The sequence below is a fragment of the Psychrobacter sp. TS_SC_6 genome (genome assembly GCF_056156305.1).
In genome coordinates this window covers 367694-389618 of record NZ_CM149590.1, presented here as the reverse complement: position 1 = coordinate 389618, position 21925 = coordinate 367694, and the positions used below count along the sequence as shown (strand labels likewise).

Annotated in this window: 16 protein-coding genes; 8 read left to right on the top strand and 8 right to left on the bottom strand. The window is 42.2% G+C overall.

Annotated elements, in window-relative coordinates:
* Positions 1 to 79: 79 nt before the first annotated feature.
* A complete protein-coding gene (locus AC0J5Y_RS01685; protein ID WP_475130150.1) occupies positions 80 to 832 on the bottom strand; it encodes an IS5 family transposase in 753 nt (250 codons plus the stop codon).
* Between the two features lie 222 nt (positions 833 to 1054).
* On the opposite strand from AC0J5Y_RS01685, the gene AC0J5Y_RS01680 reads away from it, so the two are divergent.
* The 3 genes from AC0J5Y_RS01680 (at position 1055) to gltS (ending at position 3549) form a co-directional block, all read left to right on the top strand.
* Positions 1055 to 1810: a ribonuclease domain-containing protein gene (locus AC0J5Y_RS01680; RefSeq protein ID WP_475131248.1), complete on the top strand. Its 756-nt coding sequence runs from the start codon at positions 1055 to 1057 to the stop codon at positions 1808 to 1810.
* Between the two features lies 1 nt (position 1811).
* A complete protein-coding gene (locus AC0J5Y_RS01675; RefSeq protein ID WP_475131247.1) occupies positions 1812 to 2186 on the top strand; it encodes a barstar family protein in 375 nt (124 codons plus the stop codon).
* Between the two features lie 88 nt (positions 2187 to 2274).
* Complete coding sequence (gene gltS / locus AC0J5Y_RS01670) at positions 2275 to 3549, top strand: sodium/glutamate symporter (RefSeq protein WP_475131246.1); 1275 nt, start codon at positions 2275 to 2277, stop codon at positions 3547 to 3549.
* Positions 3550 to 3651: 102 nt separating this feature from the next.
* On the opposite strand, the gene glyA is transcribed toward gltS, so the two are convergent.
* From glyA to AC0J5Y_RS01655, 3 genes are all read right to left on the bottom strand, one after another.
* Positions 3652 to 4908 (bottom strand): serine hydroxymethyltransferase, encoded by a 1257-nt coding sequence (gene glyA / locus AC0J5Y_RS01665; protein ID WP_475131245.1) that lies wholly within the window; start codon positions 4906 to 4908, stop codon positions 3652 to 3654.
* A 398-nt stretch (positions 4909 to 5306) separates the two neighbouring features.
* Complete coding sequence (locus tag AC0J5Y_RS01660; protein ID WP_475131244.1) at positions 5307 to 5813, bottom strand: chorismate--pyruvate lyase family protein; 507 nt, start codon at positions 5811 to 5813, stop codon at positions 5307 to 5309.
* A 52-nt stretch (positions 5814 to 5865) separates the two neighbouring features.
* A complete protein-coding gene (locus AC0J5Y_RS01655) occupies positions 5866 to 7203 on the bottom strand; it encodes a GNAT family N-acetyltransferase (RefSeq protein WP_475131243.1) in 1338 nt (445 codons plus the stop codon).
* A gap of 666 nt (positions 7204 to 7869) precedes the next feature.
* Between AC0J5Y_RS01655 and AC0J5Y_RS01650 the strand changes: the two genes are divergently transcribed.
* Positions 7870 to 10089: an NADP-dependent isocitrate dehydrogenase gene (locus AC0J5Y_RS01650; protein WP_475131242.1), complete on the top strand. Its 2220-nt coding sequence runs from the start codon at positions 7870 to 7872 to the stop codon at positions 10087 to 10089.
* Between the two features lie 279 nt (positions 10090 to 10368).
* Here the strand turns inward: AC0J5Y_RS01650 and icd are convergent, their stop codons facing one another.
* On the bottom strand, positions 10369 to 11628 hold the full coding sequence (gene icd / locus AC0J5Y_RS01645; protein ID WP_475131241.1) for an NADP-dependent isocitrate dehydrogenase: 1260 nt from the start codon (positions 11626 to 11628) through the stop codon (positions 10369 to 10371).
* A 216-nt stretch (positions 11629 to 11844) separates the two neighbouring features.
* Between icd and AC0J5Y_RS01640 the strand changes: the two genes are divergently transcribed.
* Together AC0J5Y_RS01640 and AC0J5Y_RS01635 are read left to right on the top strand one after the other, a co-directional pair.
* Positions 11845 to 12471, top strand: coding sequence for an rRNA large subunit pseudouridine synthase E (locus tag AC0J5Y_RS01640; protein WP_475131240.1), 627 nt, complete (start codon positions 11845 to 11847; stop codon positions 12469 to 12471).
* A gap of 177 nt (positions 12472 to 12648) precedes the next feature.
* On the top strand, positions 12649 to 12855 hold the full coding sequence (locus AC0J5Y_RS01635; RefSeq protein ID WP_475131239.1) for a DUF305 domain-containing protein: 207 nt from the start codon (positions 12649 to 12651) through the stop codon (positions 12853 to 12855).
* A gap of 260 nt (positions 12856 to 13115) precedes the next feature.
* On the opposite strand, the gene AC0J5Y_RS01630 is transcribed toward AC0J5Y_RS01635, so the two are convergent.
* On the bottom strand, positions 13116 to 15062 hold the full coding sequence (locus AC0J5Y_RS01630) for a M61 family metallopeptidase (RefSeq protein WP_475131238.1): 1947 nt from the start codon (positions 15060 to 15062) through the stop codon (positions 13116 to 13118).
* Positions 15063 to 15386: 324 nt separating this feature from the next.
* Here AC0J5Y_RS01630 and AC0J5Y_RS01625 point away from each other — a divergent pair, with 324 nt between their 5' ends.
* Complete coding sequence (locus tag AC0J5Y_RS01625; protein WP_011279591.1) at positions 15387 to 15872, top strand: FKBP-type peptidyl-prolyl cis-trans isomerase; 486 nt, start codon at positions 15387 to 15389, stop codon at positions 15870 to 15872.
* A gap of 501 nt (positions 15873 to 16373) precedes the next feature.
* Here AC0J5Y_RS01625 and AC0J5Y_RS01620 read toward each other — a convergent pair.
* Positions 16374 to 18584 carry a carboxy terminal-processing peptidase gene (locus AC0J5Y_RS01620; RefSeq protein ID WP_475131237.1) on the bottom strand — a complete coding sequence of 737 codons (2211 nt, stop codon included), beginning with the start codon at positions 18582 to 18584 and terminating at the stop codon, positions 16374 to 16376.
* 481 nt (positions 18585 to 19065) lie between these two features.
* Between AC0J5Y_RS01620 and nagZ the strand changes: the two genes are divergently transcribed.
* Positions 19066 to 20148 (top strand): beta-N-acetylhexosaminidase, encoded by a 1083-nt coding sequence (gene nagZ, locus AC0J5Y_RS01615; protein ID WP_475131236.1) that lies wholly within the window; start codon positions 19066 to 19068, stop codon positions 20146 to 20148.
* A 115-nt stretch (positions 20149 to 20263) separates the two neighbouring features.
* Here the strand turns inward: nagZ and AC0J5Y_RS01610 are convergent, their stop codons facing one another.
* Positions 20264 to 21865 (bottom strand): OmpA family protein, encoded by a 1602-nt coding sequence (locus AC0J5Y_RS01610; RefSeq protein WP_475131235.1) that lies wholly within the window; start codon positions 21863 to 21865, stop codon positions 20264 to 20266.
* Between the last annotated feature and the right edge of the window lie 60 nt (positions 21866 to 21925).

Here is a 21925-nt window from a genome sequence, read left to right as displayed (position 1 = left end):
TATAATGTTGTCTGCAGTATAATTGTTACAGAACGTCAGCTTAATTGCTGACGTTTTTTTATTAGGGCGTGTTGAACATTCATAATTTGAGCCAAATATAAGCACAAGCGAGCGCCACCGTATTCTCATAACTCTGCTTGAGCTTATCAAATCTAGTGGCAACCGCCCTATACTGCTTTAGCTTAGCAAAGGCATTTTCTACTAAGTGGCGTACTTTATACAAGTCCCAGTCCATATGATCATTAGAGGACTTCGTGTTTGATCTTCTAGGGATGTTATCATGCGTCCCTGCTTGTTCAATATGGGCTCGTAGTGCATCAGAATCATAGCCTTTATCGGCACATAAAACCTCTGTATCGCTTAAATCTATCTTGTCTATTAAATCAGGTGCGACCTTAACATCATGGGTGGTACCATCTGATAAAATAAAGGTCAGTGGATTGCCATGAGCATCAACGGCTAAGTGAATCTTGGTCGCGCGTCCTGCCACACTTTTACTAATGGCTTGGGTGTTCTCATTACCACCACTACTGTGCTGATGCGCTTTGATATGAGTACCATCAATAAATACCCATTCACAGTCAGCGTCTTTGATTAATAAAGCAAACAGCGCAATCAGCTTATTACTCTTAAACCAGCGCTGGTAAGCTTTGTATATTGTATTAGGCTTGCCAAAGTAAGCTGGCAGATCCCGCCAAGGACAGCCAACACGCATACGATAAAGCACGCCTTCAACTGTATTTCTAAGATTTTCTTTGTCATAGATCTTAAGTTCTAGTAAGATAGGTTTCAGTCTTGTCCAGTGTTCATCTTTGAGCATAGTGCGAGGCATAGCGAACGATATCTTTTTTGTGTCAGAACTTAAAGATTAACCGTTCGCTATTTTTTTTGCCATCAATTTCTATCCAATGTTCAACACGCCCTAACCGTTCGCTATTTTTTTTGCCATCAATTTCTATCCAATGTTCAACACGCCCTATTAATAAATATGTTGTATACCAAATATAGCCATTATTTTACGTGATAAAAACCTATCGATAGGACGAGGATGCTCATGCAAAGTGGCAAGATTAAGCATTGGAATTCCGATAAAGGCTATGGCTTTATCGACGTCGACAATCAAAGTGAAGATGTATTTTTTCACATAAAATCCGTGCGAATGACGCAGCTTATCAGCGAAGGGCAACGTGTCTATTTTAATAGTGAACGCAATGACAAAAACCAGTTGCGCGCCACCGAAGTCACATCAGATGAATTGAGTATTTTAGAGACGCCAGCATCCAATTCAGTGGCAAATTCAATGCATCGCAGCTCAGATAATGTTAGTCAGAAAAACAATCGAAACCACATTAGCAAAAATAATCGTAGCAGCCAAAATAAGAAAAGCAGCTTCTCTACCCTATTCAGTTTGATTGCCATTATCGCTGTTGCGGTTTATTTCTTTGCTGATTTGAAATCCAGTTTTTTTGCCGATAGCGCGCCATCTACCACTCTATCGCACAATCATATTGAAACTGCCAGTAATTCAAATGCAGCAGCTATCACTGGTGATGCGCAAATAGATCAGACGCTTATGCTTATTCAGCAAGGTGGACCCTTTCCTTATCCTAACAAAGACGGAACCACTTTCTATAATCGCGAAGGCAAGTTACCAGCGCAGTCGCAAGGCTACTATCGCGAATATACTGTACCCACACCTGCCGTTTCGCATCGCGGTGCACGGCGTATTGTCACTGGTGGTCATCCACCGACCATTTATTATTTAACCCTTGATCATTACGACAGCTTTCAAGAACTGGAGGTGAAATAACATGACTCAAGCTATTTATTATGTGAATCAAAGCAGCACTAGGCAAAACCTTGTTAAAGGTAAAAGCAGCAGAACGTCTGCTACTATTCCTAAACAAGCAATCGCTATACCTATAGAAAAGCGATTAGATAAAGAAACACTCTTAAGTAGCTTAGCGCAAGCCTGCGATTTCCCAAATTGGTTTGGTCATAACTGGGATGCAGCGTGGGACTGCTTAACAGACAGTGATATCGAGCATTTGATACTTGATTTAACAGCGGTTAAAAATATTAACACCGAAGATTTTAATGTCTTCAAAAGTATTATAGAAGATGCTTTTAAAGAATTTGGCAAACCACAACTGTGGATTGTCGTGGCGTCTGATGATTTGTCTTAGTCGCCAGTAAGAGAAGAATCTAAATTCGAGATAAAAACAGATTTATCCCGAATTCAGGTTAATTACTATTTATAGAAAGGATTAACATATGGAAATCACCCTAAACGGCTATTACACCCTGATATTAGCCACATTAGTACTTTTGCTTGGACGCTTCTTAGTCAAAAGAATTAAGTTTTTAGAAGATTTCAATATTCCAGAACCAGTCGCAGGCGGTTTGGTCGCAGCGATTGTCGTTTATATTCTTAATATGGTTTGGGGCTATAGCTTTAATTTCCATCAAGGACTGCAAACAGCGACCATGCTAATGTTTTTTGCCTCTATTGGGCTTAGCGCTGATTTTGGTCGGTTAAAAGCAGGTGGCTCACCCTTACTGATCTTCACCATTATCGTGTCTGTTTTTATCATTTTGCAAGACATCCTTGGTGTTGCAATGGCAAGTGCACTTGGGCTTGATCCTTTGCTTGGCTTGGTGACCGGTTCAATCGCTTTGACTGGTGGACATGGTACTGCTGGTGCTTGGGGCATTACTTTGGAGGAGCAGTATGGTGTCGTTGGCGCGACGACTCTGGGTATCGCAGTTGCCACTTATGGTTTAGTGGCAGGCGGTATTATCGGTGGTCCTGTTGCCCGTCGCTTGATTAAAAAGCTCGGTCTCAAGCCTACTGCAATCAATCCAAACCCAAGTGATGTCGAAAAACTGGCAAGTGAGCAGTCGCTCTATAGCACCAAGCACAGCGAAGAGGAAGTTCACAGCAATAAGGAGATGTTTGAAAAACCGGATAATATCCGTCTGATTACGGCATCGTCTACCATTGAATCATTGGCACTGTTTGCCGCAGCATTGGCATTTGCTGATCTCATGACTTTGATAGCACAGGATACATGGTTTGAGTTACCGACCTTCGTATGGGCATTAGCAGGTGGTGTGATTTTGCGCAATACATTAACTATGGTATTTAACTTTGATATGTTTGACCGTGCGATTGACGTCATCGGTAATGCTTCTTTGAGTCTTTTCTTAGCGATGGCATTATTGTCATTAAAGCTGTGGCAATTGACAGATTTGGCAGGTCCGGTATTGATCATCTTATTGTCACAAACTGTTCTAATGATTGGCTATGCTTACTTTGTGACCTTCAAACTCATGGGCAAAGACTATGATGCAGCTGTCTTGTCAGCAGGACACTGTGGTTTCGGTATGGGTGCAACCCCTACAGCGATTGCCAATATGCAAGCAGTCACTGATCGTTACCTACCATCACATAAGGCATTTTTGATTGTACCTATGGTTGGTGCATTCTTCGTTGATATCGTTAACGCAACAGTCTTGCAGATATTCACCAAGTTGCCATTTATGTGATTTGATAAATTAAAAAGCTGATTCATATACTCGCAAAAAAAACCGCTTAGTAAAAGCTAAGCGGTTTTTTCATATCTGACTTTTAAAACCAATTAATTAGAATTACTGGTTTTTAGCATAGACAGGAAGCTCTTTGCAGATTGCTTCAACTTTGCCACGGACTTCAGCAGTCACTGCTTCATCGCCACGGCTATCTAGTACGTCACAAATCCAACCTGCCAAGTCACCTGCTTGTGCTTCGTTGAAGCCGCGAGTGGTAATCGCTGGTGTACCGATACGGATACCAGAAGTCACGAATGGTGATTTTGGATCGTTTGGTACGGCGTTTTTATTGACCGTAATGTGTGCGTCGCCAAGCCATTTATCCGCTTCTTTACCGGTCATTTCTTGCTTCACTAGGCTGATAAGCATCAGATGGTTTTCAGTGCCACCAGAGATGATTTCATAGCCGCGATCTTGAATGACTTTTGCCATGGCTTGAGCGTTTTTAACCACTTGCTGCTGATAAGTTTTGAAGTTATCTTCTAATGCTTCTTTAAAGCAAACTGCTTTTGCCGCGATAACATGCATCAACGGACCGCCTTGGTTGCCTGGAAATACTGCTGAGTTTAGCTTTTTAGCAAGCTTCTCATCACGAGCAAGAATCATACCTGAACGTGGACCACGTAAGGTTTTGTGCGTCGTCGTGGTAACCACATCAGCAAACGGTACTGGGCTTGGGTAAACGCCACCAGCGATAAGACCAGCAACATGTGCCATATCCACTAGCAAGTAAGCGCCTACTTCGTCAGCGATTTCACGGAAACGTGCCCAATCAACTACTTGTGAATACGCTGAAAAACCAGCGATGATCATTTTAGGCTTATGCTCTTTTGCCAAGCTCTCAACTTGGTCATAATCGATAAGACCAGTGCCTTCAACCAAACCATACTGCACTGCATTGTAGTTTAGACCTGAGAAGTTGATATGTGCGCCATGCGTTAAGTGACCACCAGCATCTAAACTCATGCCAAGCACAGTATCATTGGCTTCAAGCAATGCTAAAAAGACAGCAGAGTTTGCTTGGCTACCAGAGTGTGGCTGTACGTTCACATATTCTGCACCAAACAATTCTTTTGCACGGTCAATAGCCAGTTGCTCAACGACGTCAACATGCTCACAACCACCGTAATAGCGCTTACCAGGATAGCCTTCAGCGTATTTGTTGGTCAAATCAGTACCCTGCGCTTCCATCACTGCTTGTGAGCAGTAGTTTTCTGAAGCAATAAGCTCAATATGGTTCTCTTGACGAACGCTTTCAGCAGCCATAGCTTCAGCAAGTACTGGATCAAAATCTTTGATAGAGATATCTTTAAACATAGTAAAGTCCTAAGTGGTGACATTTATTAGTAATAACGGTCGTTGAAAGAAGCGAGTAGCAAAAGAAGTTTGAAATAGGCAAGCAAAAGGCGTGAGCTTATCATTAGCTTGCAGTTTTAAGGATAAATTCGATACTCTTTTGCATCGATATTCTCGCTAAAGTTTAAGTGTAACATGAAAATTTATGTTGCGAGCGCAAAAAAATATCGCCTTATATTGAGTGGACGAAAGGGCAAAACTCTCTACATTTAAATCTATTTTTTTCAGTAACTTATCAATGTATCCTCTAAATAGAAGGAGTAAATTCATTAAAATCTATTCACTAAAAACTTATCTGAATAATAAAGTGGAAAATAGTTGGCTAATTAATTGGTTGTTTTAATTTTTTGATAAAGCACTTAAATATTCAATTGTTTTTCACATAACCGTGGCAAAAAGGTCTCACTAATGAGTAAAGGACGACCATGCCAATCATAAAGCGTCTGCCGTTGCCAGCCATCTGCCGTATATTTGATACAGCGCTGATTGGGCAAGGTACGACTGCGATTAAACAATACATAGCCTATGGGTGTGCTTTTTAGTTGCTGTAGACGTCTGGCACTGCCTTTTAGACTTGATAACGGAAACAGGCTTTGCGCTTGCACCCATGGTAGCTCATCATTACCGTATAGATATACCTCACGGACCCACGCCAGCCGTGGACGACTAAGCGTTGCCCCTTTGATACCCAATTGCTTTTTTTGTGCTAAAGACAATAATCGATAACCCTCAAAACTGCGCTTGACGCGTAGCGGCTGCCCGGCTTTTACCTCAAGCAAGGCAGTAAGAGAGCCTTCGGTATTTAACCAAGGTAATAGCTCAGTTGGAGGTAATGAATTGGTTGCGCAAGAAAAATGAGAGGTCATAGTTTACGGCTAATATGTACTTTATTAAGTAGAAGATGGTTAAAAGATAAGGTTATTCATTATTATCAAACATTGGCATATTATCAATATTAAACGGCAAAGCTTCAAACGCTTGCTCTCGATATTGCGACATCTGTAGCCGATCTTTGCGGCAAAAATCAGCAATCGCTGGCACAAAACGCGCATCATAAATACGGTGCAAAGAGTGAGTAGCTATTGGAATAAAGCCACGAATCAGCTTATGCTCGCCTTGCGTTCCTGGGTCGAAATAGTGCAAGCCTTGCTCGATGGCAAACTCAATACCTTGATAATAGCACAGCTCAAAATGCAAGCTATCATACTCACCAAGAGCGCCCCAATAACGACCGTACAAAGTTGCCGTTTTACTATCAGACTTATCATATAAAAACAAACTGCTCGCGATAATCTCACCGTTAGCATCAAGTGCTTGTGCGAGCATTAAATGCTCAGCCATATGTTGCGCTAATGCTTTAAAAAAATCCATGGTCAAATAAGGCTGCTGCCCACGTACCGCATAAGTCATTACATAGCAATGATAAAAAGTCTTCCAGTCGGACTCGGTAATATCATCACCGCATTTTCGCTGGCACATGATACCTTGCTCAGCAACCTTACGGCGCTCAGCTCTGATGGTTTTGCGTTTTTTGGCTTTGAGCGTGGCCAAAAATGCTTCAAAATCTGTAAACAGCTGATTATTTTGAGTTAAATTTTTATTTTGCCATAAAAATTGGCAACCTTGACGCTCAAGTATCGGTAACTCAATCGGTTTTGACGCTACACTATTTGCTTGGTTTTTAAGCGCCATTTCTATATCAATATCAGTCGGCAGTGATGCGTTAGCCATAGCAGCCATCTCAGGTGTGACAAATAGCCCATGCCAACCTGAGGCATCTACTTGCTGCGCAATATCATCAACACCAGCGATGGCGGTCTTTATAATGTCAGCATCGAGCGTCACACCCTCTGCCAACCATAAACGCTGCCCAGTAATAGGCGTATAAGGGGCGCTAGTTACCAAACGCGGATAATAGTCGAGACCATACTGCGCATAAGCTTGCGCCCATGAATGGTCAAATACAAACTCCCCTTGGTGATGACCTTTAATAAATACGGGCATTACGGCAACCGGCTGCTTCACCTTTATAGAAACTTCTACAGAAGCCAAATTTTGCTGTACGACAAAATCATCATCGGCATCTACACGGTGTACCAATATATAAATAGGTAGCCAGCCAGCCTCCTCGCCAATCGCACCAGTGTCACTAAGCGCTTGCCAAAAGTCAAATGACATAAAAGGGGTGTCTGGCGTTTGCCACTTGCTTAAGCTTTGCCAACTGGTATCGTTCAGTAACGCATATTGTAAATTCATAATCAGTACACTGTTTTTTGATGACTTTTCTTGATCATATAGCGTATCAAATTGGCATTTTTTTGCTGTCACAATTTGCAAGAATTTTACATAACCGTTATAGGATCAGTGATATCGTTTAAGAAACGATGCCGTATAGTGTGATAGAAAAAAATTTTGATGCCATACGTAATAAAAACTGCCATTAAAAACAGGTAAATTGCATGGAAAAGATGATATCAATCTTGATGACTGATAGAATAAGAGTATTATTAGCTTAATATAATTCATATAGATGAGATATGAGCGAAATAGTATACTTAGTTCAACATACGAGATTGACATCATATCGGATTTATAGTGGATGAACTATAATATATCGACTGTCATGTATCGTCAGGCGATGTTACCCAATCGTTCAACCCCTCTTTTGGCGGTAAGTTTGTCATAAAGGTTAAAACAGCTTCCAAAAGATAGTTTTGCAAAATAAGGTCAACAGGCAGTCTCAAAACTATTTAAATGCGTCAAACTGTTTAAATATATCTTTGTATGATTGCAAAAGTGATATTTGATGTGCTTAATTTAGCGCCATCACTCATTATGGTATGAAGGCTATATAAAGCGATTAAATAAGATCCGAGCCTTACTCCCCTTATTAATGACAACATAAAGGAATACTCTACTACAATGTCAAAAATTATTTATACAAAAACCGACGAAGCCCCAGCGCTTGCAACCGTATCATTCTTGCCTATTGTCAAAGCATTTACTCAAACAGCAGGCATTGAAGTTGACACCAGTGATATCTCAGTTGCTGCGCGTGTATTGGCTGAATTCCCTGAGTTTTTAAGTGAAGAGCAACGCGTTCCTGATAACTTGGCTGAGCTAGGTCGTCTGACACAAGATCCAAACACCAACATCATCAAACTGCCAAATATCAGTGCTTCTGTTCAACAGTTGAAAGCAGCTATTAAAGAACTACAAGGTAAAGGCTACGCTATTCCTGATTTTCCAGATGACCCAAAAACTGACGAAGAAAAATCGATTCGTCTGCGTTATGGCAAAAGTTTAGGCAGCTCAGTAAACCCTGTACTTCGTGAAGGTAACTCAGATCGCCGCGCACCAAAAGCGGTCAAAAACTACGCACGCAAACATCCGCATTCTATGGGTGAGTGGAAACAATGGTCACAAACGCATGTATCACATATGCACAGCGGCGACTTCTATGATGGCGAGCAATCTATCACTTTAGATAAAGCACGTACTGTACGTATGGAGATTTTGTCTGATGATGGTATCACCAAAGTATTAAAACCTAAGGTTTCTTTACTTGATAAAGAAATCATTGATTTGATGGTGATGAGCAAACAAGCGCTATTAGAATTCTACGAGCGCGAAATGGAAGATTGCCGCGAAGCTGGTATCTTATTTTCATTGCACGTAAAAGCCACCATGATGAAAGTATCGCACCCTATCGTCTTCGGTCATGCGGTCAGAATATATTATAAAGATGCTTTCCAAAAGCATGGCGCATTATTTGATGAGCTAGGTATCAATGTCAATAACGGCATGGCAAGCCTATACGAAAAAATTGCCGAATTGCCCGCCAGTTTGCGTGAAGAGATTGAGCGTGATTTGCATGCTTGCCAAGTACATCGTCCACGTTTGGCAATGGTTGATTCATCAAAAGGCATCACCAACTTCCATTCGCCAAGTGACATCATCGTTGACGCATCTATGCCAGCCATGATTCGTAATGGCGGCAAAATGTGGGGTGCTGATGGCAAACTATATGATTGCAAAGCCGTCATGCCTGAATCTACCTTTGCCCGTATTTACCAAGAAATGATCAATTTTTGTAAATGGCATGGCAACTTTGACCCAACGACGATGGGCACGGTACCTAACGTTGGTCTAATGGCACAAAAAGCGGAAGAATACGGCTCGCACGATAAGACTTTTGAGTCTAGCGATAGCGGTATTGCCCGTATTGTTGACATCGATACTGACGAAGTATTACTCGAAAAACGTGTTGAAAAAGGCGATATCTGGCGCATGTGTCAGGTTAAAGATGAACCTATCCAAGATTGGGTCAAGCTTGCAGTACGCCGTGCACGCGAATCAAATACACCAGTTATCTTTTGGTTAGACCCGTATCGTCCACACGAAAACGAGCTGATCAAAAAAGTAAAAATGTATCTAAAAGATCACGATACCACTGGTCTACATATCGAAACCATGTCACAAGTTCGTGCCATGCGTTATACCTTAGAGCGCGTTGCTCGTGGTCTTGATACGATTTCTGCTACTGGTAATATCTTACGTGATTATCTCACTGACTTATTCCCGATTTTAGAATTGGGCACCAGTGCTAAGATGTTGTCAGTGGTTCCATTAATGAAGGGCGGCGGTTTGTTTGAAACAGGCGCTGGCGGTTCAGCACCAAAGCATGTACAACAACTGGTTGAAGAAAACCATTTACGTTGGGATTCTTTGGGTGAGTTCTTGGCATTGACCGTGTCGCTAGAGCATTTAGCACAGAATGATAACAACCCTAAAGCTCAAGTATTGGCTGATACCTTAGATAGAGCAACTGAAAAGCTGTTATTGAATGACAAGTCTCCATCACGTAAAACCGGTGAGCTTGACAATCGTGGCAGTCATTTCTATCTTGCTATGTATTGGGCACAAGAGCTTGCTGCTCAAGATCAGGACAGCGAGCTAAAAGCGCAATTTACCGCACTTGCGCAAAATCTTGAGAGCAATGAAGCAGCTATTATCAAAGAGCTAAATGATGCTCAAGGTAAGCCTATGGATCTCAAAGGATATTACCTAGCGGATGAAGCATTGGCTGAGCAAGCAATGCGACCTAGCACTTTGTTCAATAACGCCATTGCTTCATTATAATTAACTCATCTTATAAAAGTTAATTTATAGAAGTGACATTAGTGTAAACAAAACACCCCAAATATCTTAGATTTTGGGGTGTTTTTTGTCTTTTATTAATGAGGAATTTTTATGTCAGAAACTATTTATAGTTAAAATATTTCAAAAACGCTACAGTGCTGCTGGTATAAATTTTTTGCAGCCTCTGTCTGCGTAGGCACAGCAAGCAAGAGAAATTAATATCAGCAGTACTTGATGTATCGATATTACTTTTCCCTGACTATACAAGACAGCATTTTCTTACCCATTCATATGTTTGATGATTGCTTTACCAAACTCAGAGGTACTTAGTAAGGTGGCATCCGGCATCAAGCGTTCAAAATCATAGGTCACGGTCTTATTTTTGATAGCATCTTGGATACCTTCGATGACCAAGTCAGCGGCCTCTGTCCAGCCCATATCACGTAGCATCATCTCAGCTGATAAAATAAGCGAACCCGGATTGACTTTGTTTTGTCCGGCATACTTTGGCGCTGTACCATGTGTTGCCTCGTATACAGCAATAGCGACTCCTTTATTAGCACCCGGAGCAATACCGATACCACCGACTTGTGCAGCTAACGCATCAGAGATGTAATCGCCGTTTAGGTTTAATGTCGCAATCACTGAGTAGTCAGCTGGACGCATCAGGATTTGCTGCAAAAACGCATCCGCAATCACATCTTTAATCACAATCTTATGACCTGTTTTAGGATTTGTTATCGTCATCCAAGGGCCACCATCTAATAATTGAGCACCAAAGTACTCAGTAGCAACCTCATATCCCCACTCTTTAAAAGCGCCTTCAGTGAACTTCATGATATTGCCTTTATGCACAAGCGTCACATTGGGCAAGTCATTATCGATGGCGTGCTGAATGGCTTTACAAATTAAACGCTGTGAGCCCTCTTTTGATACTGGCTTAATACCAATACCACAATCTTCTGAAAAGCGAATCTGTGTCACGCCCATCTCTTCTTTTAAAAACTTAATGACTTTTTTGGCATCCTCACTGCCTGCTTTCCACTCGATACCGGCATAGATATCTTCTGAGTTTTCGCGGAAAATAATCATATTAGTCAATTCAGGATGTTGGACAGGACTTGGAACGCCTTCGAACCAACGTACAGGACGCTGACAAACGTACAAATCAAGCTCTTGTCGCATTGCCACGTTCAGCGAGCGCATACCACCGCCAACTGGCGTGGTCAGCGGACCTTTTATACTGATGATATAATCACGCAACACATCAAGCGTCTCTTCTGGCATAAATTCGCCGTCATAAATTTTAGAGGCTTTTTCACCGCAATAGGTCTCCATCCAAACGATGGACTTTTTGCCTTTATAAGCTTTTTCAACTGCTGCATCAATCACTTTAATCATGACAGGTGTGATATCAACGCCGATGCCATCGCCTTCGATAAAGGGAATGATCGGATGGTTTGGAATATTGAAAGATAAATCAGCATTTAGGGTTATTTTTTCGCCGTTTATTGGTACGATAACCTTGTTATAGGACATGAGGTGATACTCCTTGATATATATTATGTGTTTTAAGCGTCCTTGGCATTCTGTTATGCTAACTGTTTTATCATGGTGATGACAGCGTTATAACTATTTGTACAATACGATAAACTTAAGGTAGAACACACCTCTACCTTTAGTCTTTGCTCGTATATGTATTCTTATAATATATGTCCTGCTATCCGCCATTTTATTCTTGGGAAACGCTATTTTATGTCCAGCTCTAGCCTGATTTTGTTTAATAAGCCTTACGGAGTACAAAGTCAATTCCGTGATGACAGCAATAATGACCATACTACTCTATCAGAATATTTCACGGATAAATCACTCCGTATCGCTGGTCGGCTTGATGCTACCTCAGAGGGGCTGCTGATTTTGACCAGTGATGGACGTATCAATAAAGCCATTACGCAGCCACCATCTGCAAAGGGTTTTGCGCAAAACAAACAAAAACAAGGTAAGACTTACTTGGTGCAAGTAGAAGGCATGGTCACTGCTGTCCAATTAAAGACGTTGGCGTCAGGCGTGGTGTTGAAAGACGGTAAGACATTGCCTGCCTCTGCAGTATTGGTAGATGAACTCGACTTGCCGATTACACTATGGGAGCGCGATCCGCCTATTCGTGAGCGTAAAAATATCCCAACGTCATGGTTGATGCTGACTATTTATGAAGGCAAAAATCGCCAAGTGAGGCGTATGACTGCGCACGTAGGGCTGCCTTGCTTACGCTTGATACGCTGGTCAGTAGCAGGATTTGAGCTTGGAGAATTGGGCGTTGGTGAGTTTGTACGCATTCATTTAAATAGTGAGCAATGCCGCAAACTTGGTGTCATAGGTTAGCTATCATAATACCTAAGTAAAGCTATACTTAAGATAGCTTCTTTTATTTAAGCTCACTATATTACGACATCTTAAATATAGCGTCTCGAAAGAATAATATTTATCTGTTAACATTTAGCTATGTGCTCTATATACTTTTCGCTAAGCTTCTTGTTCGATTTATGGTAAGAATATGTCATGACTGCTGATACAGCCTTTGCAAAAAGTATGCTTGGGCATCATCGTGGTGCAGTAGACATGGCATTTGCACGTGGTATGCTGCCTTATCATCGCGGTGCGGTAGATATGGCAATGGTACAGCTCCAATATGGGACTGATAAGGCAATGCGTAAATTGGCACAAGCCATCATTGATGCCCAGCAGCCTGAAATTATATGGTTATAAGAGTGGATTACAAAAACGTTAGTTAATGCAGAAAAAGATGTAGGCAATGCTACCGATCAAGATACTTCTGCAAACGAGAAAGAAGCCGTAGAGGTTGCCAAAACCACAAAACCTAATGCTTAAATTTTAAGCGTACAACACAAAGCCCATACTAAACATCATTGTTTAGTATGGGCTTTTTAATAGTTACTAATTTTATAGTAGCCACTGTCTTTGTAGAGCACTCGGATGGTCTCCAACTACGTGTGATAGCCAAATGACTATGACTGAGCACCCTTCATCACATCTAACCAAGCACTTTCTGTTTTTAAGTTACTTATCTTACCTTCACGATCTTCATTAGTCCTCGCCAGACGCAAGCTAATACTATATGGAAATACTTGATCCGAACCATAAATATCGTCTGTATCAACTTTCGGTACGACCTTGACCGTCATCAGCTCATCACGGCGAAACAGATGGCACTCAACATCGTGTGATGCACCATTAAATAGTGCTAGTTGTTTATTATCTGCTTTGATACCATCAATTGCGATAATAACATCATGTGCTGAGAGTCCAGCTTTGGCAGCGGCGCTCGCTCGCGCTACCTTACTGACCTTGAGTCCCATTGGCGTTTCAGTACATCTCATGCCCCACGGTACATGTTTGTCAGCAGTCTCTTTGGTATTGCTATGTAACTGAATACCGTTAGCAGCTAACAACGATTTCAGAGGCAATTCTTTAACGCCATTAACATAGCTGCGCTCAAAATCTTCCCAATCCGTTACTGGCATAAACTGCCCGATGACAGTCCCCATATCCACACTATTGATCCCGACGCGCTGATTATCATTTTGCTTCGCTTGCTCATAAAAAGCTTTGACCACATCAAATAAACGATAACGTCCCCCGCTCTTTTCTAGTAGCGTTAAATCCAGACATAACGCCACTAAAGCTCCTTTATTGTAGTAACTGATACCAGCATTGCCAGTATTTTCATCGTTGCGATACAGCTTAATCCACGCATCAAAGCTCGATTCTGCTACACTTTGCTGCGCGCGACCCGGCGTTTGGTGATAGCGATTAATTTGTTCTGCCAATAACTTCAGATAGCTTGCCTTATCAATAACCCCTGAGGCTTGCAGCATAAAATCGTCGATATAGGAGGTAAAACCTTCAAACACCCAAAGCAGTGGTGTAAAAGCTTCGCGGCGTAAATCCACATCTAACATCACATCGGGACGAACTGTCTTGACCCACCACGCATGAAAATACTCATGACTACACAAGCCTAAAAATCGCTGATAATCACTACTTGGCACTGCAGGCTCATTGATACGAGGTAAATCACGTCGCGGGGTAATCAAACTGGTCGAATTGATGTGCTCCAAGCCGCCATAATCTTGCCCACTAGCGTAAGTCATAAAAGTATAATCATTAAATGGCGCGTCACCCAACCAGTCAAGATACGTCTGGCAGATTCGAGTTAGGTCTTGCTGCAATCGTCCCATATTGGCATTATGCTTACCTGCGAGGAAAAATTGATGGCTCAGCGTCTGATGCTGATTATCTTGAATGATAAAATCAAATTTCTCTTGTATCGCAATCTCAAACGGATAATCAATCAGTTCATGATAGCTGTCCGCTTGCAAACCATATAAATCTTGCTCATCGCTTTGTAAATTTGTGGCTTTAAGTCCGCACGCCAGTAATACTTCTTCTTTATTTTTATCCATAGAAAAAGCTTTAGGTACCATCAAACTGACTTGGACTGGTGATTGCTCTTGCCCAGCAACTGCCAATGCCAGTGAGGTAAAATTGCCGTACAAGCGCTGCTGATCGACATAAGCGGTACGTACAGATAAATCATAACAATATACTTCGTAATATACGCTTATCGTTTGCCCTACTTTTGCGTGTGGCAATTGCCATGTGTGTTTATCAGTTTTTTGCGCGCGATAACACTTAGGATCTTTATGATTCGTAAGCTGGTCATCCGATAACTCTTTATCCAATATCTCGTAATGTACAGCGGTGATATTTCGAGCAAATTCACGCATCAAATAACTGCCCGGTATCCATGCTGGCAACCATAAGCTTGGCGAGTCTTTATCTGCTGTAAACCTAAGCGTAACATCAACCAGATGCTCTAAAAAACGCTCAAAGTCGAATTGGTAGTTAATATTAGATGGGTTATTATCAGCAGCATGAGCGATAGAAGTCATATTTTTTATCCTTATAGTTATTGCTATGGTAGAAGTCATTGCTCAAAAACGCAACTGGCGAACACAAGATAAGCAAGACGGTATTTAGTAAATATACTAAAAACATGGATTATTCTGTTCAATTACACGATTAATTGGCATTTTTTGTTGTTTTAACCTTGAAAGTGATGTGAGTTATCGCAATTAAAGAGGCTAACTGCTAAAGTTACCCTAATAAACTGATGATAATTAACTGATGACGTAGCTATTTGGCTGGCTGATTGGCTTTTTTAGGTTTATTGCAACCGTATTTAATTTTTAATATCAACATATTTAGGATAATTTATGACTACTATCGCAAAAGACACTGCCGTCAAGTTCAACTACACGCTAAAAGACGACGAAGGTAATATCCTTGACCAATCTCCAGAAGGTCAACCACTTGCTTATTTGCATGGTCACAGTAATATCATCCCAGGTCTAGAGCAACAACTAGAAGGTAAATCTGCTGGCGAAAGAGTCAATGCTGTTGTTGAGCCTGCTGATGGTTACGGCGAATACCAAGAACAAGCGGTACAACATGTACCACGTGACAACTTCCAAGGCGTTGAAGATATCCAGCCTGGTATGCAATTTCAGTCAGAAGCTGGTGGTCAAGTGATGCTGGTTACTGTGACTGCCGTCAGTGACAAAGAAGTGACTGTTGATGCAAACCATCCACTAGCTGGCAAGCGTTTGACTTTTGATGTTGAAATCCAAGAAGTACGTGCTGCTACTGAAGATGAACTAAACCACGGTCATGTACATGGCGCAGGTGGCGTTGAACACTAATCTCTTAGAGATTATTGTGCTAGATGCATAAGCAATGAGTGATGAAGTCCATCCTTTGTTGCAGAGGGTCAGTAGATTTTTCTATTGACCCTTTTTTATGGGCGAAGTTAAAGGTTTTTATCTGCACTTACTTGGAATTAAGACCTTTTAAATATCACAAAGCCCAGACGTAACAAAGCCGCATAATGACTAGCATTAAGCGGCTTTTATTACCAACCATCCATGTTACTGTCATTCAATACTTAATCCCGAAGTATTTTATAACGGTCGGGCATCCAGCCCTATCATCCCTAATCAGCAAACTACCCATCCCTTATGCGACTTTCCAGATACCAATCCCTAGTACCTCTGAACCTTTCAGTTCAATCGTGCCGTAGATGTATAATCGCAGATTGACCCATACTAAGTAAGAGGTCTAAACGTCAATCCTTGTAAGCATATGCTTACGTGCAATTTGCGTAGGGTTTGCATAGCTAAATAAATAATAGTTTACAATAACTTTTATAGCTCTTCCTCAGGACTGCTTAGCTTTGTTGGCTCAGCACTGAGCATAATATAAGCCGCTTCATTAATAAAAGCTTCATCTTCTGGTAGCTCTGGACGCTCAGCAGCCTTCATCTGACTCCGCTCTTCAAACTTCGCATCCATTGCCGCTTGATAAGTATTCCAGTTGGCATAAGGACGCTCACCAGTTGCAATCTGACGCTTGTTCTCAGCCTCTAGGGAGCGTTTTTCTATTAACTGCATTTTGGCGCGACGTTTGTTGATATCGAGCGCAACTGGTTTTTTCTCATCTTCAATATTACGGATATCATTGAGCGTTGATAAATAAACAAATTGCGGATTTTTTTGTTGACGGATTTTTGATTGCTGATTCAGTGTCGCTAAGGTATCCGACGTAAATTTACCTTCAGGCTTATAAGGCGCCGTCTTTATGGTATCCCAAGGCAGCGCTTTTTTCTGCGCGCGCTCGCCAAAGGTTGCATCGTCATAGATATTGACCAGTTCAACATCTGGTACCACGCCTTTATTCTGCGTACTGCCACCGGTAATACGATAGAATTTACGCTGCGTTAATGTCGCAGAACCAAGCGCCAAGCTGTCTAATTGGATTTGCGCTGAGCCTTTACCTGTTGTAGTACTACCGACTACCAAGCCACGTCCATAATCCTGAATAGCGGCGGCAAAAATCTCACTTGCTGACGCAGATGCAAGATTGGTCAAAACGACTACCTTGCCATCATATAGCTGCTCACCACCGTCCTCATCACGGTAAACTTGAATATTGCCACGATTATCACGAATCTGTACTAGCGGACCACTCTTAATAAAGAAGCCAAGCATTTTGGCAACTTCATCTAGTGAGCCCCCTGGATTATTGCGCAAATCAACGACCAAGCCATCGATATTCTTTTTATTTAACTCTTTCAATGCTTTTTCGGTATCGATACTGACACTACGATAATCTTCACCATTACGGCGGGCTCGGTAGTTCAAATAAAAGCTTGGTATTTCAAGAACACCGATACGTTTCGGAGTTTTATCGATATTTGGACGCTGAACTTCAACGACACGATGAGTGACGCCTGATTCTTCTTGTGCAATAATATCTCGAACCACAGTCACATTACGAGCACTGGCATCAGGGGTATTAGGCTGACGAACTTTAATCGTCACCGATGTACCGCGTTTACCACGAATCAAACTGACGATTTCACGCGTTGACCAACCAACCACATCGGTCATGGTCTCGCCATCTTTGGCAATACCAATAATTAAATCGTTAGGCTTAATTTGACCGGATTTTGCTGCCGGACCGCCATCGACTAGGGTCACAATACGGGTATAATCTGGGTTTTTACGGTCAGGGCGGATAGATACCCCTATCCCTTCTAACTGTAGGCTAGACTGTATTTGCAGCTCATTTGCTTGAATGGGCGCATAATAATTACTGTGAGGATCGTAGGTCAGCATCGCCGTGTTTAAGATGGTTTCCATAATCTCATCATCTTTGAGACGGGTAAACTGCTCTTGCTGACGAGACAATCGATTCAATAGAATCTCACTTGGCGTGCGTTCATCATTACGGACTAAATCTTGACCGCGCGTGATATCTGGATTGTCTAAAAAGACTTTTTCTTTTGCCTTCTCATCTTCTTTACCCAAGGTGATGCTCATCAGCTGAAACTTTAATTGTTTCGTCCAATAGTCACGCTGCTCTTTTTTGGTCTTAAAGTGATTGAGCTTTTCGCGGTCTAACACAATGGTATCTTTGCTGGTCAAATCAATATCGGTTTTTAGCATCTTCTTTGCCATGGCAAAATACTCATTTGAGCGTTTACGATAGCGCTCAAATACTTCTACCCCAGCAGATAAGTCACCACGCTTTAGACGCGCACCAAATTCATCGGCATACTTTTTCTTAAACTCATCGACATCAGATTGCAAAAACAACGTATGATTTGGATCGAGGCTATCGATATACATAGACAAAATCTCGCTACCAGTCGCTGTATCCAGTGGCTGATTAAGATAATGACTGCGATCCAGCAATGCCGCTACTTGGCGCGTGGTAACCTGTTGCTCAGGCGTCTGTTTAAAACCTTCGGTATTGGTATCAGCTACTGCGGTGCCATAGCTTTGGGTAAGAATTAAACCTGCGATGCCCACTGACGCTGCACTGAGTAACCACTGTGCTGGTTGTTTTTTCATCATATCTACCTAATTATTTTAAGTGAAAAGTATGCTCTGTTTTTAGCAAAATTAGAAAACTCTATAAATGGCTGTCCATAAAATCCAGCTATTTTTACTCTCTTATATTTAACACTAAACCATGCGTTACGCTAGCACTAAAAGCCTATATCTGCATAAGCACTATGTTGGCTTTATCGTTAAAAAACCGTTCAATATTAGCATGGTCATAAATATAGCTCTGTCTCAAACTGTATAAACAATCTTACACGCGGCGCATGCTCATACCAAGTTTCTTACTACATAAACCAGACGACTGTATTTAACGAATCTCGGTCAATGTATTAAAATATCTTCAAATGAATTCCCGTGATACATTATGCTGGACTCGCAATTACTGTCATAATAAGCCTCTGATAGCGATGAATAATAGATGTCATGTCTTATGACTTTTTAGTTTACCGTAGCATATAACAATATATAACCTCATAAGGATCACCCAATGTATGGCGTTTTAATGATTGATATCGATAGTACCGTGCTGACGGCTGAAGATGTCAGCTTAATTAGACAAGCACAAGTTGGTGGGGTCATTTTATTCGCCAGAAACGTCGCCGATGCGGCCCAAGTGCGCGCGCTGTGTGACGATATACGTTGTCACAATGCGGACATTCTGATTGGGGTCGATCAAGAAGGCGGGCGCGTTGCCAGATTGCGTAATGGTTTTACGCCATTGCCAGCGATGGGAAGACTTGGTGAGTTATTTAACCAAGACCCCAATCGCGCTCTAGACTGTGCCTATGATTGTGGCTATTTGATGGCAGCCGAAGTATTGGCTGTTGGGATTGATTTGAGCTTTGCACCGGTGCTCGATAGGGATGGTATCAGCCAAGTTATCGGTGATCGCAGCTTCCACCATGAACCGCAAGCTATCATTGCTTTGGCAGCACAGTTTATGCGTGGTATGAAAGCCGCTGGCATGGCAACCACGGGTAAGCATTTCCCTGGTCACGGTGCAATAGCCCCCGACTCGCATGTTGCAGAAGCCATCGATGATCGTAGTTTAGATGAGATTATGAACAGTGATATGCAGCCATTTGCGCAAACGTTGCCTTGGCTTGATGCTTTGATGCCAGCGCATGTAATTTTCTCGCAAGTAGATAATAAACCGGCAGGGTTTTCTAAGACTTGGCTCAAAGACATCATTCGTGACCAGCTGAATTTTGACGGGGTATTGTTTTCTGATGACTTGTCTATGGCAGGGGCAAAAGCTGCGGGTGATGTCAGTGCACGTGTCAAAGCAGCGATCGAAGCCGGTTGCGATATTGCTTTGGTTTGTAATGATCGCGTCGCGGCTCATGAAGCAGCAAAAGCGGCGCAAGAGCTGCCCTATCCCAATCAAAAACGCATCAAAACCATGTGTGGACAGATACCCGCTTGGCAAGGCGACCTTGAATCGACCTGTCAGCAGTTTGACTATTGGCAACAAGCAAAAGAGAATATCTCACAGACGTTTTTTCCTATTCAATTAGACTCTAAGGCATCCGCTAATCTTGAGTTAAAAGACCCAACCAGTTACATCTAATAAATGGCAATCAAGTTAATTTAATATAGAAGAACAGACAAAACAAAAACCGCACCTTGATTAAGATGCGGTTTTTCTGATTTATAGTTTAATTCAATGTATCTTAACGCTTCGCTTAATTGGTTGCAGCTGGATCCAATGCCGTACCACGGCTAGCATCATCAGCATCTGGCATTAAATCATCGTTGTCGCTGTCTAATGGATTTAGGTCTGGATCAAGCGCATCACTATTAATCGCTAAGCCATCATTGGCCGTAGTCGTTTCGTCATAGACCACAAACTCGATACGGCGGTTACGGAAACGACCTTGGTCTGTCGTATTGTCCGCTATAGGATCAGTCTCACCCATACCTTTGGTCATAAGCTTACTCGGATCAACACCTTGCGCGACCAAATACGCCTTCATAGCCTGCGCACGCTCTTCTGATAGCTTTAGATTATAAGCAGCATCCGCTGTTTTGTCAGTGTGACCAATAATCATCAGTGTCATATTGGGCACTTGCTCCATTAGCTTCACAGCGCGATCTAATAGCGGTTTATTGACGTCAGGAATCACCGCTTTATCTACTTCAAAGTTGACCACTTGTAGACTTAAGGCGCGAGCGACATCACGAGGATCTGGGTTCTGACCCAAGTTATCCATTGCCGCCTCAGACGCTGTTAAGCTATCAGCAATCTCAGTTTGCTCATTCAGTGGACCTTCTGCAATAACTGTCATCGCTGGCGCAGCAGCTTGTAAATCAGATACCAATTTGGTTAAGGCGGCAGTATCAGCAGCATTGACCGTAATGGTATCGCCTTTGACCAACATACTGGCATTTGGGACATTTTTAAAAATAGGTAAAATAGTGGCAAGCTGCGCAGTCGCTGGCATATCTATTGAGAAATTATCATCGACATCTGCACGGCAATTATTGGCGGCATCACCAAACACGCCAGTCAGCGCAGTCATGACAGTGCTCTGTAGCGTGTCATTACCCACATTCATACGGCATGCATATAGCTCACTGTTTTCACCAGTAGCAATACGCAAGGATGCTGGTGTAATATCACCTGCAACTGCCTGCCCATCACTATCCGCGGCTTGCTGCTCTGTCACAACAGGCTTGCCAACCGGCTCAGGCTTATCTTGACAGCCTCTTAGTAGCGCCCAAGCTAAAGCCCCTAAAATAATCAATCCAATAATAGGTAACAGCGCCTTCATAAAGCTGCCATCTTTTTCTGCTTCGCGCTGTAGCGGCGCGGTGCTCCCAGTATCTGATATATGCGTACCAGCAGAAACAGGAGCAGCAGCAATCACGCCAACAGGCAATACAGCCGTTGCCCATACAGGAATATGATGCTGATAACTGTCAATATTTTCGTTTAAAAATTGCGGTACTGGCGTCGTACCTGCCAAACTTTTGATTTCATGATAAGCAAGCGGTGCGGCCGTAGCAATTAAGCCACGAGCAGCCGCAACATCGACGTTATGCTTACCGGCAAGCTCGCGAGCGATTTGATCGCGATGTGCGTCTTCTGTCCATACACGATCATAAAAACCTTGATCATCACGAGCAATCGTTTCATTGGCAAAACGGTCATGGGTCTGATTGTCTGCTAGACGGGCCGCAAAAATGGCATAAAACTGTTCAAGTAAATTTTTCTTGACAGGATTGTAATCGTCTCCAAGTACCGCTGGACTGACTGTCCGTGTCAAATGACTAATAATATCCATAGCATCCTTCCTCAATTCATCATTATTTTATGTGGCTTGTTTTATATCGTTTACGCACTC

What these genes read in the sequence shown, in the direction of transcription:
- AC0J5Y_RS01685 (WP_475130150.1), bottom strand. Translation starts at nt 832, where the DNA reads ATGCCTCGCACTATGCTCAAAGATGAACACTGGACAAGACTGAAACCT.
- AC0J5Y_RS01680 (WP_475131248.1), top strand. Translation starts at nt 1,055, where the DNA reads ATGCAAAGTGGCAAGATTAAGCATTGGAATTCCGATAAAGGCTATGGC.
- AC0J5Y_RS01675 (WP_475131247.1), top strand. Translation starts at nt 1,812, where the DNA reads ATGACTCAAGCTATTTATTATGTGAATCAAAGCAGCACTAGGCAAAAC.
- gltS (WP_475131246.1), top strand. Translation starts at nt 2,275, where the DNA reads ATGGAAATCACCCTAAACGGCTATTACACCCTGATATTAGCCACATTA.
- glyA (WP_475131245.1), bottom strand. Translation starts at nt 4,908, where the DNA reads ATGTTTAAAGATATCTCTATCAAAGATTTTGATCCAGTACTTGCTGAA.
- AC0J5Y_RS01660 (WP_475131244.1), bottom strand. Translation starts at nt 5,813, where the DNA reads ATGACCTCTCATTTTTCTTGCGCAACCAATTCATTACCTCCAACTGAG.
- AC0J5Y_RS01655 (WP_475131243.1), bottom strand. Translation starts at nt 7,203, where the DNA reads ATGAATTTACAATATGCGTTACTGAACGATACCAGTTGGCAAAGCTTA.
- AC0J5Y_RS01650 (WP_475131242.1), top strand. Translation starts at nt 7,870, where the DNA reads ATGTCAAAAATTATTTATACAAAAACCGACGAAGCCCCAGCGCTTGCA.
- icd (WP_475131241.1), bottom strand. Translation starts at nt 11,628, where the DNA reads ATGTCCTATAACAAGGTTATCGTACCAATAAACGGCGAAAAAATAACC.
- AC0J5Y_RS01640 (WP_475131240.1), top strand. Translation starts at nt 11,845, where the DNA reads ATGTCCAGCTCTAGCCTGATTTTGTTTAATAAGCCTTACGGAGTACAA.
- AC0J5Y_RS01635 (WP_475131239.1), top strand. Translation starts at nt 12,649, where the DNA reads ATGACTGCTGATACAGCCTTTGCAAAAAGTATGCTTGGGCATCATCGT.
- AC0J5Y_RS01630 (WP_475131238.1), bottom strand. Translation starts at nt 15,062, where the DNA reads ATGACTTCTATCGCTCATGCTGCTGATAATAACCCATCTAATATTAAC.
- AC0J5Y_RS01625 (WP_011279591.1), top strand. Translation starts at nt 15,387, where the DNA reads ATGACTACTATCGCAAAAGACACTGCCGTCAAGTTCAACTACACGCTA.
- AC0J5Y_RS01620 (WP_475131237.1), bottom strand. Translation starts at nt 18,584, where the DNA reads ATGAAAAAACAACCAGCACAGTGGTTACTCAGTGCAGCGTCAGTGGGC.
- nagZ (WP_475131236.1), top strand. Translation starts at nt 19,066, where the DNA reads ATGTATGGCGTTTTAATGATTGATATCGATAGTACCGTGCTGACGGCT.
- AC0J5Y_RS01610 (WP_475131235.1), bottom strand. Translation starts at nt 21,865, where the DNA reads ATGGATATTATTAGTCATTTGACACGGACAGTCAGTCCAGCGGTACTT.